Annotated in this window: 18 protein-coding genes and 1 tRNA gene; 3 read left to right on the forward strand and 16 right to left on the reverse strand. The window is 64.3% G+C overall.

Features of this window, described 5'->3' with window-relative positions; translation table 11 throughout:
* Positions 1–465: 465 nt before the first annotated feature.
* A tRNA-Pro gene (locus AB0H42_RS20165) sits at positions 466–539 on the forward strand.
* A 45-nt stretch (positions 540–584) separates the two neighbouring features.
* Here AB0H42_RS20165 and AB0H42_RS20170 read toward each other — a convergent pair.
* The 15 genes from AB0H42_RS20170 to AB0H42_RS20240 all read right to left on the reverse strand — a co-directional run bounded on the left by AB0H42_RS20170 (position 585) and on the right by AB0H42_RS20240 (position 14721).
* Positions 585–1838: a site-specific integrase gene (locus AB0H42_RS20170; protein ID WP_357057826.1), complete on the reverse strand. Its 1254-nt coding sequence runs from the start codon at positions 1836–1838 to the stop codon at positions 585–587.
* A complete protein-coding gene (locus AB0H42_RS20175; protein WP_357057828.1) occupies positions 1793–2011 on the reverse strand; it encodes a helix-turn-helix domain-containing protein in 219 nt (72 codons plus the stop codon). Before AB0H42_RS20175 ends, AB0H42_RS20170 begins: the two co-directional genes overlap by 46 nt.
* A gap of 8 nt (positions 2012–2019) precedes the next feature.
* Positions 2020–3726, reverse strand: a complete 1707-nt coding sequence (locus AB0H42_RS20180; RefSeq protein WP_357057830.1) for a replication initiator — start codon at positions 3724–3726, stop codon at positions 2020–2022.
* Positions 3726–4400, reverse strand: a complete 675-nt coding sequence (locus tag AB0H42_RS20185; RefSeq protein WP_357057832.1) for a hypothetical protein — start codon at positions 4398–4400, stop codon at positions 3726–3728. Before AB0H42_RS20185 ends, AB0H42_RS20180 begins: the two co-directional genes overlap by 1 nt.
* Positions 4397–4558, reverse strand: a complete 162-nt coding sequence (locus AB0H42_RS20190; protein WP_357057834.1) for a hypothetical protein — start codon at positions 4556–4558, stop codon at positions 4397–4399. The genes AB0H42_RS20185 and AB0H42_RS20190 overlap by 4 nt, the downstream gene beginning before the upstream one ends.
* Entirely contained in the window at positions 4555–4737 is a 183-nt protein-coding gene (locus AB0H42_RS20195) for a hypothetical protein (protein ID WP_357057836.1), read from the reverse strand. The genes AB0H42_RS20190 and AB0H42_RS20195 overlap by 4 nt, the downstream gene beginning before the upstream one ends.
* Positions 4738–4775: 38 nt before the next feature.
* Positions 4776–6077 (reverse strand): FtsK/SpoIIIE domain-containing protein, encoded by a 1302-nt coding sequence (locus tag AB0H42_RS20200; RefSeq protein ID WP_357057837.1) that lies wholly within the window; start codon positions 6075–6077, stop codon positions 4776–4778.
* Complete coding sequence (locus AB0H42_RS20205; protein ID WP_357057839.1) at positions 6077–6712, reverse strand: DUF2637 domain-containing protein; 636 nt, start codon at positions 6710–6712, stop codon at positions 6077–6079. The genes AB0H42_RS20200 and AB0H42_RS20205 overlap by 1 nt, the downstream gene beginning before the upstream one ends.
* Positions 6712–7170, reverse strand: coding sequence for a hypothetical protein (locus AB0H42_RS20210; RefSeq protein WP_357057841.1), 459 nt, complete (start codon positions 7168–7170; stop codon positions 6712–6714). Before AB0H42_RS20210 ends, AB0H42_RS20205 begins: the two co-directional genes overlap by 1 nt.
* Before the next feature lie 370 nt (positions 7171–7540).
* The gene (locus tag AB0H42_RS20215; protein ID WP_357057843.1) at positions 7541–8452 is read right to left on the reverse strand and encodes an NAD-dependent epimerase/dehydratase family protein; all 912 of its coding nucleotides are present in this window, start codon (positions 8450–8452) and stop codon (positions 7541–7543) included.
* Positions 8453–8467: 15 nt separating this feature from the next.
* Positions 8468–9847 carry a helix-turn-helix transcriptional regulator gene (locus AB0H42_RS20220; RefSeq protein WP_357057845.1) on the reverse strand — a complete coding sequence of 460 codons (1380 nt, stop codon included), beginning with the start codon at positions 9845–9847 and terminating at the stop codon, positions 8468–8470.
* A gap of 710 nt (positions 9848–10557) precedes the next feature.
* A complete protein-coding gene (locus AB0H42_RS20225; RefSeq protein ID WP_357057847.1) occupies positions 10558–11202 on the reverse strand; it encodes a hypothetical protein in 645 nt (214 codons plus the stop codon).
* A gap of 263 nt (positions 11203–11465) precedes the next feature.
* The gene (locus AB0H42_RS20230) at positions 11466–12416 is read right to left on the reverse strand and encodes a hypothetical protein (RefSeq protein WP_357057849.1); all 951 of its coding nucleotides are present in this window, start codon (positions 12414–12416) and stop codon (positions 11466–11468) included.
* Between the two features lie 354 nt (positions 12417–12770).
* Entirely contained in the window at positions 12771–14036 is a 1266-nt protein-coding gene (locus tag AB0H42_RS20235; RefSeq protein WP_357057851.1) for a hypothetical protein, read from the reverse strand.
* A gap of 241 nt (positions 14037–14277) precedes the next feature.
* Positions 14278–14721, reverse strand: a complete 444-nt coding sequence (locus AB0H42_RS20240) for a helix-turn-helix domain-containing protein (protein WP_357057853.1) — start codon at positions 14719–14721, stop codon at positions 14278–14280.
* 673 nt (positions 14722–15394) lie between these two features.
* Here AB0H42_RS20240 and AB0H42_RS20245 point away from each other — a divergent pair.
* Positions 15395–15886 carry a hypothetical protein gene (locus tag AB0H42_RS20245; protein WP_357057854.1) on the forward strand — a complete coding sequence of 164 codons (492 nt, stop codon included), beginning with the start codon at positions 15395–15397 and terminating at the stop codon, positions 15884–15886.
* A gap of 64 nt (positions 15887–15950) precedes the next feature.
* Positions 15951–16529 carry an AAA family ATPase gene (locus AB0H42_RS20250; RefSeq protein WP_357057856.1) on the forward strand — a complete coding sequence of 193 codons (579 nt, stop codon included), beginning with the start codon at positions 15951–15953 and terminating at the stop codon, positions 16527–16529.
* Between the two features lie 91 nt (positions 16530–16620).
* On the opposite strand, the gene AB0H42_RS20255 is transcribed toward AB0H42_RS20250, so the two are convergent.
* A partial coding sequence (locus tag AB0H42_RS20255) for an IS5 family transposase (protein ID WP_357057858.1) occupies positions 16621–17161 on the reverse strand: 541 nt, incomplete at its 5' end.

Genomic DNA, 17161 nt, shown 5'->3' on the forward strand with positions numbered 1-17161 from the left:
GCGAAACGCCGCCGGGCGATGAGCCCAGCGGCGTCCGGTCGGGAAGCCGTCCAACAAGCGCCTCTCGGCGAGTGGTCGCGCGTAGCGACAAAGGGTGCGGCCCGCGACTGTCCGGACGCCGACAGGGGTTTCAACAGAGACGACCGGGAGGCTGTTCCACAGGGCACGTGACGCCTGCCACCAGGCATCCCATCGCACGGGGAACCGATCTCCCCGGCCGGATGCGGCGGTTGTCGACCGCCGGAGGCGGCAGCCGTCCGGTCCGGACAGCATCCCGGGTTCCGGCGCACAGGACGAGGCCCCGGATCTCCGTGCGGAACTACCCCGAGCCGCCCACGCGCCTTACACGTTCCGAGGACGAGCAGAGACCGCGCGGAAATCCGACAACACCCCGCTCAACCTGCCGATTTCCGGTCTCGAACACCTCTGAGGTAATCTCATCGGGCGCCGGAACACACGGCGCAACGGGCTGTGGCGCAGTTTGGTAGCGCACTTGACTGGGGGTCAAGTGGTCGCAGGTTCAAATCCTGTCAGCCCGACAGTTAGAAAACCCCTCCTGACCAGCTCAGGAGGGGTTTTCTTTGTCATCCGACCACCCGGAGAGCGGGACCAGAACGGGACCGCAGGTGCTTGGAGAGCTTGTCTCCGGCGCCGGTGATCTCCTGTTGATCCGGGTGTAGATATCGCTCGGTCGTCCGGCTGTCGGCGTGGCCGGCAATCTTCTGAAGCACGTGCAAGCTCACCCCGGCATCGGCCATCCACGTCAGACCGGTGTGCCGGAGATCGTGCCGGCGCAGATGCTCATACCCCAGCGATGTGACGACCTCATCCCAATGCGTGGCATCCCGCAGAACACCGGTAGCGATCCGCCCGCCCCGAGGTCCGCAGAACAGGCGCGCATCGGGTTTGTCCCGTCCGACCGCATCGAGCCGGTCCGAGACGAGTTGCCGAACTTCTTCGATCAGCGGGACAGGCCGGGCACGGTTGCCCTTGGTGCCTTTGTCCTCCATGCCGCCCGGCGAGGGGGTTGTCTGACGGCGCACTCGCCATGTCCATGTATCGGTGTCGATATCGCCGACACGGCAGCCGGAGACCTCGCCGATCCTGGACGCCGTGCACGCGGCGAAGATCACCACGTCACCCCATCCGCGGTACCGATCTGCCGAGCGCTGAACGAGAGCATCGGCAAGGGTTGTCAGGGCTGTCCAGTTCGGGAGCGCGAGGGCCCGCGGGTCGTCGAGTTCGTCCTCGATCTGCTGGTACAGCTTCTGCCAGCCACGTACCCGAGCCGGATTGGTCTCCCGAAGCCCGTCCCGTACTGCTTGTTCCATCACGCGCACCAGCACAGCAAGGCTGTTCTTCACCGACGATTTCCCGACACCGTCGCCGATCCAGCTCACGACCGCACGGTCCACCGCACCGTTGGTCAGCATCGCGACCGACAAATGCCCCAAACTCGGAACCACCCGCTTGCGCCAACCCGCGCTATATGGATCAGTGCTCTTCTTCTCCAAGCCCCGCAGCGCCAGATCCATATTCGCCGCACCGTATTCGGCCAGCGTCATCGTCGCCGTCTTCGGGTCTACGCCCTGGGAAGCGAGCCGGACGAGACGAGCAATCCACTCCTCTGCCTCTTCCCGGGATTCGAACGGTTCCGAAAGTGAGGGCCGTTTCTTGGTCGCGGGATCGGTCCAGCGAACCCGAGCCTTGAACGGCCGACGACCGTAGTCCGAGCGCTCCTCGATGTCCGACGAAAGACGCACGCCGACAGGAATATTCACGCGATCAGACATCACGCAACCAGCTCGGCGGGGTCGGTTCGCTTCGCGCGAAGCCACATCTCGATATCTTCAGCCGCATACTTCACGACGCGAGCAGAGACCCGGACGAAGGCGGGCCCATAGGGAGGGCGGGCCGTGCGCCACCGCCGCAAGCTCGACGGATCGATACCCAGCAGTACAGCCAATTCCGCGGTCGAGTACCAGCGACCATCAACCAGTTGAGTTTCCATCCTGCCTCCTATGCCGCTACCGAGAATGCCGAAGCGTCTTGCTGTGCTGGTGGACCGGCCGCGAGCAGTGCCCGGGTGTACTCGGCCCGCCAGACCTTGCGCTGAGCGACCGACGCCATGATCAGGTGATCGCGGGGCGGGGCCGAACGGTCACCGGGCCGCACTATCGACAGCTTCAAATGCGAGGTGTCGGGTTTGACGATCCCCACCGACGCGAGGAGTTGCCGGACGAACTCGACGCGGTCGGCCTTGTGATCCGGGAGGGTCTTGTTCGACCACTGCCGGGAGACCAGGACCCGGCGACCGGGCAGGCCGAGAGTGTCCCGACGATGCGCTTTGCCCTTGCAGCGCCCCGGGATGGTCTTCTCGGACGCGCCTTCGGGGACGATGCCGTAGCGCAGCCAGACAGGGCACCGTTTCGAGCACGGGGTGTGCTGGAGCTCGGCGTGCAACCGGTTGTAGTGGTGGCGGGTCCGGTCGGAGTCGGTGTCCAGGACTTCGGCGATCGACTTGGTCAGGTACTTGGTTACGTAGCCGACAGCGCGATCGGCTTTTCGGCCGGCAACGTAGCCCCGGATATCGGAGCGGTCCATCTGATCCCCGAACCGCACCACATGCGCCGGGTCCAGATCCTCCACATCGTCGAGGAGATCTTGCACGTCATCGAAGGCCAGCAGCGGCGAACCGGTGGCCGGGTCGACGAAGGTCAGCCGGGCCGGGTCCCAGACCGGGACGATATCGCCGGTGTAGACCTCGCTGCCCCGGTCGTGCGGGGGCCACCACACCTGATGGTAGGTCGCGGCGGTGACCTGGCGGATGAGGTCGCGGGACACGGTGCCCCGGATCAGGATGTGCAGGTGCGGGGCGCCGCGTTTCTGGGGTTCGACAGTGGCGAAGTACTGGATGTTCCAGCCCACCGCCCGGCGCAGGTTCTGAATCCACCGGTCGAACAATGCGGAGAAGTGCACGATGTCGCGGGCCGCGCGTGCGTAGTCGTAGGAGTCCGGGTGCCGGGGTGAACCGTCACCGACAACCTCGCCCTTGTCGTTGATCGCGCCGTCGCGGTTGATGGCCCCGTAGGAGGGCATGGTCAGGGTGATGAACATCGAGGGCCGGTGTCCCCCGGCGTATTCGCGGCCGACCGTGGTCTTTTCGACCTTGAGCCGGGGCAGGTTCGGGGCATCCTGCCGTCGACGAGTGGAGCGAGCACGACGCGGTTTCGGCTCCCGATCCAGGGCGGGCAGCCGTCCCCGGAACCCGGACTCTTTCATCTCGGTGTCGAGGTCGGCGACGACTTCCCGGATACCGGACATCATGTCCGCGTCACCCTCGGCCTTGGCCTGCTGGAAGGTCTCGAACAGGTCCGAACGAGCCGCCAGCAACGCCGTCTGCTGCTCGGTCGGGCGGATTTTCTCGTTCTCCGGCTCGGAGTCGACGTGCCAGCCTTCGCGGGACTGGGTGATGCGCAGGAACCGGGCCTTGTCGGCGCAGGCCGGGCACACCGAGGCGATCGTGGACTTGCACGGGGCGCCGATGTACTGCTCGGTCAGAGTCTTGGAGTCGTAGGACAGCATCGGAATCGGACGCACACAGATGTGTTCCTTCTCCGCCAGTTCCTGGGCGACATCCCGGAAGTCCGGCAGGCTACGACGCTGGGCCGCTGTCTGCCGGACCGGGACGACCCCGCTATCGGTCGAGGCCGTAGTGATGTCCATCAGGCGGTGACTCCTTCCGGTTTGGTCCACTGATCCACCCGCGGGGCCAGCACGGTGTCGGCGAGGGCGTCACCGTGGCGGAATCGCAGTTCGACGGTGGCGGGGCCGACGATGCTGGCGTGGCACTGCTCGGCTTTGAAGGCGTGGGCGATGGTCTCGGCGCGCATCTCGAAATCGGCCGGGGACTGGCCTTCCAGCATCCGCAGCTGCACCCGGTCGGTGCCGTCACCGATGCCGACCGCGAGCAGTTTCGGTGTGGCGGTGCCGGTTTCGGTGGTGGTGGTGAGGCGGCAGGCTTTCATCAGACGCGTCCAGTTGCGGCGGTAGCGCCACCAGGTCAGGAACCGGGTCCGGGCACGGTCGGTGACCCAGCGGGCGAACAGGTCGGGAAAGCGGCGCCGGAACCCGAAGATCACGACCACCGCGTACGCGGCTTCCGCGACTCCGACAGGCCACCCGAACAGATACCCGCTGATACCGGCGAGCAGGAACGGGACGGAGATGACCGGGAACAGGATCGCCCAGTGGACCGCGACCCCGGCACCGATGATCAGGTACCAGCCGGTGTTCAGGACCGCGAGGCCGAGCAGGTCGAACAGATCACGCCGCTTCTGAGGGCCGGTGGTGACAGTGGCCGTAGTGGTCCCGGTGGTGAGCGTGGTCGTGGTGTTCATGACGGGTTCTCCGGATCGAACAAAGCGAGTTGGTCAGGGCAGGGTTCGTGCAGGTTCTTATGAACCCGGCGGGACTGTTCGCGGGGTGTGTGGTCGGTGGCCTGCACGACGAGGTGGGGGCGTTCGTTGGGCTGGTCGGTGGCCGGGGTGCTGGTCATGCCGCCCATCCGGAACCGTCGTCGTCGTGATAGGTGGTGAAGTCCCAGCCGGGCAGCTGTCCGGTGTCGGCGAGCATGCCCACGGCGACCGAGACGGGGTCGTGTCCGGCGCGTTCGAGGGCGCAGCGGCGGTGGGCGGACAGGTCGATCACGTCGGCGGGGATCGTGTTGCGGGTCATGAGGTTTTCTCCGTTCGCGGTGGTGGACTGGTCGCGGGTTATGCCGCGATCGGGGTCGGTTCGTCGCCGAGGTCGTCGGGGTCGAATCCGCTGTAATCGGCCTGCGGAGTGAGGTCGGGCGGGGCCGGGGAGTAGGTGTCGACGATGCGGTCGATATCGGTATCGGAGACCCAGAAGGCGCGGACCCGCCGGAACTCGTTGCTGCCGTCCTGGCCGACGTAGGCGACACCGGGTGTGGTGGCCGCGATCTCGTGGCAGCGGGCACCGCGGTCCTTGGCGCCCTGGCCGTGGACCATGCTGGTTTGGGACGGTTCGTCGAAGCGCAGGCCGATCCGGGTCGAGAACAGTTGCCGGTTGGGCATGTTCTCCTTGGACGGGTCCTGCAACGCCACGATCACGCTGTAACCGACCGCCCGGCCCTGAGTGAGGAGCAGCCCGAGCAGCCGCAGCCCTTCGGTGACCTGCTCGCGGGTCGCGAACGCCGACAACGCCGCGTATTCGTCGATGACGATGACCTGCAGCGGTTCGTCGATACTCGGTGTGTACTTGCGGATACCGGCTGCTTTGAACCGGGCCTTGCGTTCCTCCAAGTCGGCCACGGCCGTGGTCAACATGGTGATGATGCCGTCAGCGGTCCACTGGAAATCGGTAAACAACCGGTCCTCACCGGCCCCGAACTCCATGCCGCCTTTCGGGTCACCCAGCAGGACGTCGACGAGTCCGGCTTTGATCGCGGGGCCGAGGCCGTTCACGATCGACCACAACACGCTGCCTTTACCCGAACCGGTCGCGCCAGCAATCAGGATGTGGGAGTACATGACCCGCAACCGCCACACGTCATGCTCTTCGGTCACCCCGACCGGCACAGCTTCCAGATCCACCCCATAGGCCAGCAGGCTCGTGACCGGTACCGAGTCGGCGAGGGTGTCCACGGTGCGCAGTTCCAGGTGCACGAACCCCGGATGCGGACTGGTCACGCGGACTTCGGGAACGGCGAAGTAGGCGGCCAGGGCCTCGCGGGTGGCATCGTTTGCCCAGTGCTGCAATGACTGACCGCCCAGCATCTGGACTTCCACCAGCATCCCGGCATCGGTCAACGTGGCCGCGGTGATGGTCGGGTAGCCGTTCTCCCACGAGCCGAGGCCGAGGGCAGGCCACATCAGGGCCAGCTGTGCGGAATCGGTGACGATCGAGGCAGCAGGGCCCAGTTCCACCGGAACACCAGCGGTTTCGTCGGCCGAAGCGGGATCGGTGACACCGTCGAGGCGACGCCAGCGCCACAGGGTGTAGGCGGTCGCAGCAGCGGAACCGCCCAAGATGAATAGGTCAGGGGAAAGCATCAGGCACTCCCAACAGGGACAGCGAGCGGCAGCATCGTTTGCACCGGCCGCGGAGAACGGACAGGAGGAGTCGAAGCAATCGGGGCCGGAGCCGGGACCGGGGTGAGAACAGGCGCAGGCACTGCAACCGGTTCGGGATCGGGAGCAGATTCGGCCGGCAAAGTCACCGAGGCAGATTCGGGTTCGGCCACGGGTTCGGCATGGGCTTCGGCGCGCTGGCGGGCAGCGACACGGAACAGCAGGGCCAGCCCGTGGGTATCGACCAACAGCGATATCGGAGCCACCGCCGCCACCAGTGCCGCCGCCCAGCCCGGGAGCGGTTGACCGGCCGCGACAGCGTGGACCGAGTTCCCGGCGACCGACACCAGGGAGCCGACCACCAGCACACCGAGGAAGAAATTGCGTTCGGACTTGTGGCGGGCGCAGACCAGCAGCCCGAAGGTGGCCAGCAGGATGGTTCCGTCCACGATCAGCGGGAACAACCACGCATCATCGGCAGGCATCCGGGCCAGGCGGGCGAGGTCTTCCAGGGTGGAGAACGACAGCCGGAACGCCGCCGCCCCTACCCCGAGGATGATGAGTGCGGCGGACCCGTGCGCAAGACGCATGCCCACCGACTGATCCGCCGCCCGCATCACGCCGCCTTATTGCTGGACCGAGCAGCACCCGGGTCAGCCGGAGCCTGCTTGGCACCGGAGTTGTCCCCGGCGAACCCGGTCGCCCGGATGTTCCAGCCGATCGACTTGAACTCGCCCTGACCAGCGATCTTCGGCTTGACCTGCAACCCCTCCAACACGATCGGCCGCATACCCGGCGCAAGTTCCGGAGTCGAGGGAACCGGCATCTGATCGGCCACGAACACCAGATCGAAACTCGCCTGCTTCGCGTTCGGGGCGGCCGGATCGGTGACCGTGGCCTTCCACAGCCGCTTACCGGAGCCGTTGCCCTCCGCATCCAGGTCCAGACGCTGACGCTTCGGGGCGTTGCGGTCGGAGTTGAACTCCGTCATGGGCTCGACCTCGCCGAGCAGGAACAAACCCATCGGGAACGCGTCGGTGAACGCCGGGGTGAACCACAGATTCTTCATAGCCATCGTGAACTCCTCTTGGTTGACTGATTTCAGCTTGAGCGACTTCCGAACCCTGGAATGTGACGATGCGTCACAGCAGATCAGGGTGGCTAGCCACCTCGAACGGTACAGCATTAGTCGACCAATGGCTAGCCACCGTGACATGCTGGTATCTATGCCGAGCAAGCATCAGCACCCAGCACGCGTTTATCGGCCGGACCCAGAGCTGTACAAGCGGGCTCAGGACGCTGTGCAACAGGTGGGGTCGAACATGAACTCCCACGTGATCGAGTTCTTACACTGGCTCGCTGGCGATACGGATGCGCTCCCCGCGCGCCCGTCGCCTTCGGAAACCGCCGACGCGACTAGACGAGACCCGCCCTCAAAGTGAGGTTCAGTGTGACGCGCTGACCGTCGACCATGCGTCCTGAACGATGGCATCGATGCTTGAGCGACCGGGCGACCATTCGAGCTCCGCTATCGCCCTGGATGGGTCGCTGATCAAGATGCCCGGCTCTGCGGCAGGCGGACGGCTTTCCACCGAGACACGTTGTCCTGTAGCACGTTCCACTGCCACGATTACATCGTTGACGCTGCTGCCCGCACCGCTGCCGACGTTGTACGTTGCCGAATGCCCCAGCGCTGGGAGATGGTCGATACCGGCAGCGAAAGCGTCCGCCGCGTCGGCGATATGCAGATAGTCACGAACCGCCGAGCCATCCCCGTTGACCGCCAGGACGGACTCACCCGTAGTCGCGCTGATGGCGCGAGGTATGAGACGAGTTGGATCGGGGTCGTCTCCACCGGCGACGTTCAGCATCCGAATAATGAGTGCGGACAGTTCGCCCGCACCACACTGCGCCTCGATTGCAAGTTCCGCAGCCAGTTTGCTACCTGCATACGGATGAGGTGGTGCGGCGGGAAGGTCCTCCGTCATCGGCTGCCGATCCGGCGTTCCATAGATGGATCCGGTTGATGCAAAAACCAGCCGATGCACTCCGCCGCGCGCCATTGCATCGAGCAACCCGAGAGTGCCCGCGGTATTGACGCGGAAGTAGCGCAATGGATGCTCGACCGACTCGCGGGCCCTGGTCAACCCGGCGAGGTGGCACACCGCATCCACATCTTGAACGGCCCGGCACAACGATTCGTGATCGAGCAGATCCGCGACTCGAACCCTCTCGGCACCCGCGATCTCTTTCCCCCGTGTGCGTACCATCGCGATCGGTTCATGACCACGGTGCGCCAATGATGCCACCACCGCGCGACCGACGTACCCGTTCGCTCCCGTCACCAATACCCGCACACCGCCATCTTGTCATTACTCCAACAAGAGGTCACGGTGCCGCCACGTCAGGGCGATGCATGCTGCCGCCGCTGCTGCCAGAGGTTCGCGGAAAAGCGCTTGGCGCACGTTCACATCGGTCCACCCAATCCCGACTGTGCCCATGTCCGAGGGGTAGAGTTCGCCCTCGGCGTTGCGCGGGGCCAGGCGCGGAAAAGCAGCGTCGAATACGTCGGAATCTATGACCACCGTGGTCAGAATCTCGCCTGCCGGTGCAAGAGGGTCGATGCCCATTCCGAAGCACCAAGCCTTCAACTTTCCTGCACGTCGACCCTCGGTCAGCGTACGGAACGGCTCATCGTCGTAGTCGACCGGCGTTCCGCTACTACCGTCGTGCTCCGGAGAGTCCAAGAACTCCTCCGAGAATTCGCGCAGCATGTTGCGCCACAGATCGAAATCTCGCGCGATGTTGGCCTGTCCGATGGCCGCAGGTTGGAACACCCCGGCCGGGATGATGTGCGCGAGACCGGCAGCGAGTGTCACCATCGTCGATCCACGCCGGTGGAGAAAGAAGGTGTCACCTTCAGGCGCCCGTCGAATCGTCAGGGTGTTAATGCTGGGCAGGATCGGCCGACGACGAGGATCGAACAAGTCTCCGATCCGCCTACGAAACGGCAACTCCTGAAGATCTAGGCGTTCCCTTTGTCCTGCAACCCAGGCGGACGCCGTCTCGTGCGCGACGACCTCGCACACGTCCACCATGTCGAAGTATGTGGTCAACCCAAACGACATCCGAGGCGTGGTGTCGCTGAACGACGCGTCGAGCAGACGATATGACGTTCGATTCTCGAACAGCGTCGGCTGTGCGATGGCCCGAATCGCCTGACTGTACCGGCCGAACCTCTCACCGTTGGGCCGCATGGGGCGATACGGATCCGACTCGGCCTCACCGCCGTTGATTTCAGGCGGATCAGCCTCGCCATCAAAATCGAGAACAATCGAGTCCAAGTCGACAGGCTCCGATGCCATCCACTCTGGCCGAGTGATGCACGTTGTCCCCTCGATTGGGATCACGTCCCAGTACAGGCGGGCGGCCGCGGCCGTCAGCGCATGCCGGTTCCGATTGAGCGTTTGCCGAACCAACCGCCACTCCGTAACCGCGTCGTCCCTCTCAGCTTGCGCCATATCGGGAGGGCTTATCAGGCCGAAGGTCTCGGGCGGCAGATCCATCGCTTCCGCGAAGTGGCGCAACTGGTCCACATCCCGACAAACCCTCGCGCCACTCAGATACTTGGACACCAAGGTCCGATCGACGCCCAGAACGCGCGCCATCTCCTCATGCCGCGTCAATCCGTGCGCACGCATGTACGCCTTGAGTACCTCACTGAGGCGCGACTGATGCGTTGCATTCGACATGACGCCAATCCCTTCCCTAGGTGGCTAGCCACCCAACTGTAGCACCGCGCAAGCCTCACCGGTCTACGGAATCGAGCACTCCGAACCATTGTCCGACAGCACGGGAAACCTCTGTCGTGGCACAGGATGCCGTGCACCCAACCCCTTCAACGAGTGGTTGCCGAATTTCGCCATATAGGTTCAAGAGCGGCGGCGCCTGCGCGCCGCCGCCACGCAACCCGGCGTGGCCTGGCTGCGCTGGCGGCCCCACCGGGCGCGTCGGCGGCACGCTGGCACCACCCGCTTCCGACCCGAGATGGTTGATTTTCGATAACCGAGAAGTGTGGGCACGACGAGAGCCGTACCCGGCTTGCTCTCCCGCAGCCCGAGCACGAATCGGCCGGCAATGCCCGGGGTGACTGGCTGTGGTCCCGTCCCGCCGAGTTGCCGAACACATTTGATCGCCCGGTTCTCGAGGTGGGATGTGCGCGACCTCCGGCCGCGTGGCCCTGCTGACTGGTGACCTGCATTGTGTTCCCGCGCCCCTCCAGCTTCAAGGGCGCCTGCGGCGTCAGCTGCGCTGATGGCATTCGCCACCCTTGACCCCGGAGCCTCTACGCGAGAAAGGCAGGCCCTATGGGGCAGGTGGGGAAGCCAGCCCCCTGTATGCGCAGACCACCACCCACCAAGGCCAGTGGGTGGTGCCGTCATGGGACTTGTCTGCGGACCTTTTACCCCAAGAAGGGGGTCAACTCGACCAGCTCAAACGAGCGGTCGAACGGCACATGCCACTCATTGTCGTAGGCTGGCCTACTGTCGATAGCGCCATGACGGAGCCACATTTGGACCCCGGGAGCATTCCCCTCCTCGATGGCGCGGAAGCTAAGAAATTTGATCGGGTAGTTCACTCCCGCGGCTTCGTCGCCGTTGTAGAAGATCTTCCCGAGGTGCTGCGGTCCCAGGTCACGCGCCAGCACCGTTCTCGTTTCGGTGATCCCATCTGTGTAGTCTCCGCTCTGTACGAGCTTGATCCAGTCGGAAACAACCTCACCGGTATCCGCGACTGTAGCCACGTCTGTAGGGACTTCTCCCAGTTCGATCTTCGCAGCTGCCGTACCTGGAACCGCCCGCACCACTGGCTGGTCCATCACCACGACCGGTGAGGAAAGTGCGATCTTCGCAGGCTCAACCGATGCGGCGTTCACCGGCGTTTCCATCCAATTCACGGCAAGAAGGAAAACCCCTTTGTCGAGTACCGGGACGAGTTCGAGGATCTTCCCGGGCTGGTGGTATCCGTTCTTTGCTCGTCTGATGAACTGACCCACGTAACTCGGATCCAGGTCTCTTCCCTGAAGCCGCCGCATCTCTGTTTCCATACCCACATCCCTTGCCGTTTGGACTCATGAACAACCAGGTACGGTCGAGTGCTGGTCGTACCCCAGCTCCACATCCCAAGCACGCCGTCCGTCACACAGATGTCAGCGACACCAGCAAAATCGTTACGCCGCTTCCACATAGATGGTCGGTGCTGGCTGAAGGGCACCCCGCCAGACGAGCTACCCGACATCACCCGATCAGGTGCGGATGGCAGAACCCAACCCAAACCTGTCCCCGGAGCACCAGCATTTCGGCATCCGCGCTATCGCCTGATTGCTGGAAAAGAGTCCCACGGGTCACCGGACTGCATAACTGACGCGACACCACCGTCATCGACCATTAGATGCCGGTGCCAGCCGCACGTTCCGTGTTGGGATCGCGCGAGGCGGGTTTTCGCGCGATTTCGCCGCAGCGAACCCGGGATGAGATCTCCATCGTCTGACCAATCAGGTTTAACGTAGTGCTCCGCCAGCCAGAGGCCCAACTCGTTACTCTTCGTGAGAAAGGCTTCCACGTCGACGCGCACCTCTTCTTCTATCTGACGCCAAAACCACTCATAAAATCTTCGCGCTGCCGTCGAATAGTCCTCCAGTATCGATAGAAAATCGATGTCGCCAGTGTGGCTCTGTAGGTAGCGTTTGGCCGCCGAACCCCACTTCCGATACTTGAGCAGCTCTGCACGCTTCAACTCGACTTTGTTCTCCTGAACAACCGGTCCGCCCCGATCCCATCGGATCGTTGTGCCCATCGTCAGCGGCGGGATCGAGTAATGGACGGTGAAATTTCGTAAATCGAACAGGAACTTGATGGAGTCTGATCCGAATAATTCCTCGACCTTGGGTGAGTAAGTCTCGACCTCCCAGACTGTCTTCTGGTTCTGTGGGTCACCGGGGCTGACACGTTCCGGCCACAACTTGCGGTGTGCAGTCCGTTGAACATCACGCAGCGTGGCGACTGAAGCGACATAGTTATGGAAGCGGCGCATGATCTCCACGTCATAGCCGTCTGGGAGATGCTGCACGTGCAGATCTGTCCCTACGAAGCGGCGGAGCAAACCGCTCAACTCTTCGCCGTTTCCACTGAACACCTGCGATGCACGGTTCAGGCCATCGAGACGTTCGTGGTGCTCCTTGCCGGGCAGTTGCGCTAGAAGAGTCTCCCGCCGTTCCTGTTCCACAGATATCGGTGACGTCCACTGCTGGTCGGCAGGCATCAGATTTCCCTTCGGGACGAACTTTGGTCTGCCTTGGATTCGACAGATCCAGTGCGCTCGTTACGACGCGCCGCGGAACCCGCCGTCCTGGGCTGATGCAACGCCGTGGAGCGGGACCAGAACGGGACCACACGCTATGAACGATGCGAAACAACGTGCTGATCAATGCGAACTAGAGAACACCTGGAAGTAGCTGTCTACCTGCTAGTTTGGTCACCCGGCCGATCTGGGGGTCAAGTGGTCGCAGGTTCAAATCCTGTCAGCCCGACAGCGAAAACCCCTCCTGACCAGCGGTCGGAGGGGTTTTCTCATTCTGCGACACGCCCGGAAATTCGAACCGAGCCAGTCAAAATCTCATACTTTCGGTGCCTGGCCGCGCGCCCAACGCTCCAGAACCTCGCGGTTGTCGGGCACCGTCTCGGGCACATCGATGTAGTGCGTGCGAGCCACCTCGACGGTATTGCCCAGCTGACGAGCGGCCCGCGCCGTGTCCTCGTAGGCGTGGTCGACCGCGGTCGCCACTCCTTTACGGAAGGTCCGCGGAGTCACCCACGCAAAGTTCTCCCCGCGCGCCGCGCGCCAGGTACGGCCGAAGTTGTTCGGGTTGCGCAGTGCGCCGTTGCGGGCCGGGAACAGCAGGCCCTGCGAGTTGGGCCGGGCCACTACCTCGAGGTCCTTGAGCGCCTCCCGTACGGCCTCCACGCTGTGGTCCGGCAGCAGGATGCGCCGCCACCCGTTCTCCGACTTCGGCACAGGTTTGCGCACCCAGCCCCCGGTGCCCGCCCCCTTCACTTCCACCAGCGTGCCGGTGACATCGAGATAGGGGTCATTGGCGTCCAACTCGATCTCGTCCAGTAACAGGGCGAACACCTCGCGCGGGCGCAGGCCGGTGCCGGTGATCACGTCGACCACCCACACCACCGACCAGTCCCGTGGCGGGCCGCTGCTGTAGGCCGGCGTCCCCGGCACGGCCTCACCGCGCGCCCATGCACGTACCTGGGCACGGAACTGTGGCAGCGCATGATGGTCGGCGATCTTGCCCCGCGCGGGATGCTTACGGCGGACGAACGCCCCGACACCGTCGACAGGATTGGTTTCCACCGCTCCATGACGGACCGCGATCTGCATCATGGCCCGCAGCACGATCTTGTGCTGCTTGGCCTTACGCCGCAGCCCTTGGGCGACGAGGCGCTTCAGATGGCGATCGAGCTCGCCGGAGGTGGCCTGCCAGATCTGCAGGTTCCCGACCGAATTCTCGATCTTGACTGTTCTCTGGTTCGCCCGTCGGTCGGTCGAGACGTAGATCTCGCGCCGGTAGTCCTCGACGTTGCCGGCGGTGTAGGCGTCGTCGCCTTCCATCTCGACCAGAAGCTCCGCGGCCAGATCGATCAATTTGGTGCTGCGAGTAATCCGCCCGTAGCCCAACTGCTCCCGGTGGTCACGCATCGCTTCGGCGAGACGGTTACTGGCCTCGCCCGGGCTCGCACCGACACGCTCGAGCTGTTTTCTTCCCGCCGCGCCGTAGTAGTACACGGTGGTGCGCCAACTACCGTTCTTCTTCCTCTTCGGCTTCGTCGGCACACCGAATGTGCCCACGGGTTTGGGGAGCCTGCCACCCACCGTCGTTCCCTTCTCGCGCCGACTCTGACGACCTGCACATCGCTCACCGATGTTGCCAACGGTGAGCTGCTGGCCAGCGCCGACCACTTCGATCGAGCAATTCATACCTACAGCGGCCGATAGATTGCCTCCATCAGCAGGTAACAGTCAAGGGCAATTAGATTGCCGCAAGATAGCTACGAGGCGCCGGAGCGGTGCGGCTATACAAGCCGCCAATGAGCGCAGTAGTGGCCACCGACACTCAGCCGAGGCTGGATCCACCGCCGCCCTCCGCAAGTCGCTCTTGTTCCCAGGCCAGGAGATCGACCAGCCGGTACCGGCGGTACCTGCCGATCCGCGCGAATCGTGGGCCACGGCCCGCCGCAGCCCACGCCGACAAGGTTTTCGCCGGAATCTTCAGTCGCTGTGCAACGTCGCGAGTGCTGAGCCGAGTTTCGTCGTTGACCACGGAAGCGGGTGGGTCGCTCAATCCGGGCTGGTCCCGGTGAGATGGAGCCGCAGAACGTGATGAGGGAATGGGTTTCGATCGCATCGGTACACCTCGGGTCGATCCCCTATCACCGACGCACCCACATCCATTGAACCGCACCGCCTCCCTGACCGCCACCGTGCAGGCAAAGGTCGCCACGTCGGCGACGCCGGAGAGCCACGCGGCATGACCACCCTCACCCCCGGGCCGGCACATGCGACACCGACGCCGAATACCGCCGCCACCAACGCCGCCGCGAACCCTCCTGCCAGCAGTGCCGCGACGCGCACGGTATGGAGGCCCTGGCCACGCAGTGAAGTCGAGGATCAGGACGTCGGTAGCGTTCCAGCCCTCGGGTCAGGATGGCTGCCTGGACGACGGCGGGACAGTGTCGTCCGCCTGAATAGCTAAAAGCCGTACAGCCATCCCCGCACTCCTGCGGCCCGCTGTATTTTCTGTACAAATCTGAAAGGACGATCCTTCGTTGGCTCAACAGTTCGGTAGATCCTCGTCATATCGGGCCGGCTCCGCTGCCCCCTCGGACCGGCGACGGAACGGATCGAAACGCAATACCTGGGTCGTGGTCGGTGTCGTCGGTGCCGCGCTGTTGTGCTGCTGCGGGGTCGGTGTCGCCTCGGAAGACTCGGCAGCGCCGGAGAATGCCACCGAGGAAGCCGCCCGGGAGCCGGAGCCATATACGGGCACCTCCAGGAGCGCGATCTTCATCGCGTCGGTGGAGTCGGCTGGCGGTTCCGGGGTGTGGGTCTCAGTCGACGGCACCCGACTTCTGTTGTCGTTGGCACAGATCGGGTCGGGTTCGGCGTGTCAGCCGGACTTGGCGCACGTACTGCCCGACAGGGTCAAAGCGATGGTGCCGGTTCACAGTACGGTGACAGTGGTTCGCGCTGACCCGGCCACCTCGAGCAACCTCGTGTTCTTGCATCCGGCGGCCTCGTTCGATATCAGCGATCCGCCGCCGGGCCCCAGCGTCAACGAGCGGCTGGTCGCCGAAGGTAGTGCAGTGATGGAGCCGGAATTGCAGCGGGAGCCGACATCGGCTCCGGTCGCCGATCAGGTGACGGCGATGCAATCCGCCGCCCATCGGGCCGCTTCCCCTTATCTCGCTGCAATCGCGCACGCGGATGTCGCCGCATGGGACGGTCGGCTCGGCGCGATCGGCGCGTGCCGGGCCCGACTGGACCTGGAAGCGACTCAACGGGAGACGCGTGAGAGGGAGTGGTGGGGGCCCGACAGGTTACCGGGCACCGATGACGACCCGCGCCGGACCACACCCAACCGCGACTACCCATCGACGGGCGGCGGCGGTGACGACAACAGTGGTGATGACGGGTGGTTCTGTCGTAGACGCTGGTGGTGCTGAGACGCGCATCGACACAATGCCATCGAGCTCGAGAAGGTTTCACCGCGAACGCTAGCGTGGGGCTATGCCTGGCCCACTCCCCCACAGCCCGCAGAACGGAACACTGCTTGTGCTGCGCGGCAACTCCGGCTCCGGCAAATCCACCGTCGCCCGCGCCCTGCACCAGCGATACGACCACGGCCGATCCACCCTGATCGCCCAGGACAACATCCGACGCACCATCCTGCGCGAACCCGACGCTCCCGGCGCGTTCAACATCGAGCTGATCGAACTCATCGCCACCACCTGCCTACCCCACCGACAACTGGTCATCGTGGAGGGAATCCTCGACGCCGACCGCTACGGATCCATGCTCGAAAAACTGGCCACCCGGGCGCGACGCGCCTTCTTCTACGCCTGGGACCTGACATTCGAACAAACCCTCATCCGGCATACGCAGCGACCGCAAGTCACCGAGTTCGGCGAAACGGAGATGCAGTCCTGGTATCACGGCTGGCAACCACTGCCCTTCGTCACCGAAACCCGCATCGACCACGCCTGGACCCAGAACGCCACCGTCGAACGGATCCTTCACGACTTACACGAACCAGAAATTCAGGGCGAGGGTGTATCGAGCGGAGCTCCGAGCGAGACATCGGATTAATTCATCGTCGAAGACCTCATACAACGTCTCTCGCCGCACTGGTTCGTCGCCGGGGGAATAATCGAGCTCATACGGGCCGCTAGGCCGCGTTTCATAAGCCGTGGCCGGATAACCACAGGTTGATTGCGGCGACGCGGACCGTGGCCAGGTAACGGACAGCGAGTTTGTCATAGCGGGTGGCGACTGCGCGGTGCTGTTTGAGGCGGCTGATCGTGCATTCCACGGCGTGCCGCAGTTTGTAGAGGTTCGGGTCGAACGCTGGCGGCCGACCGCCAGCGTTTCCTTTGGCCACGCGATGCGCGGCCTGATCCACCTTGATCGGGATGGTTGCCTTGATCCCGCGTTGCCGCAGGTAAGCACGGTTGGCCGCCGAGGAATAGGCTTTGTCGGCCAGGACCCGATCCGGACGCGACCGGGTGCCACCGACCCCGAGCCGCGGCACCCGTATTTCGCCGAGCACCGTCGTGAACTGCGGGCAATCGGCCCACTGACCAGGTGTGATCACCAGCGCCAACGGCCGCTGGCTCTGGTCGGCGTCCAGATGCAGCTTCGTGGTGAACCCACCCCGCGACCGTCCCAGCCCGTGGTCAGCGGGTTCGTCGTCGAAACCACCCGCCGGTTCGACCTGACCG

Source organism: Nocardia sp. NPDC050799, from assembly GCF_040654015.1.
GTDB lineage: Bacteria > Actinomycetota > Actinomycetes > Mycobacteriales > Mycobacteriaceae > Nocardia.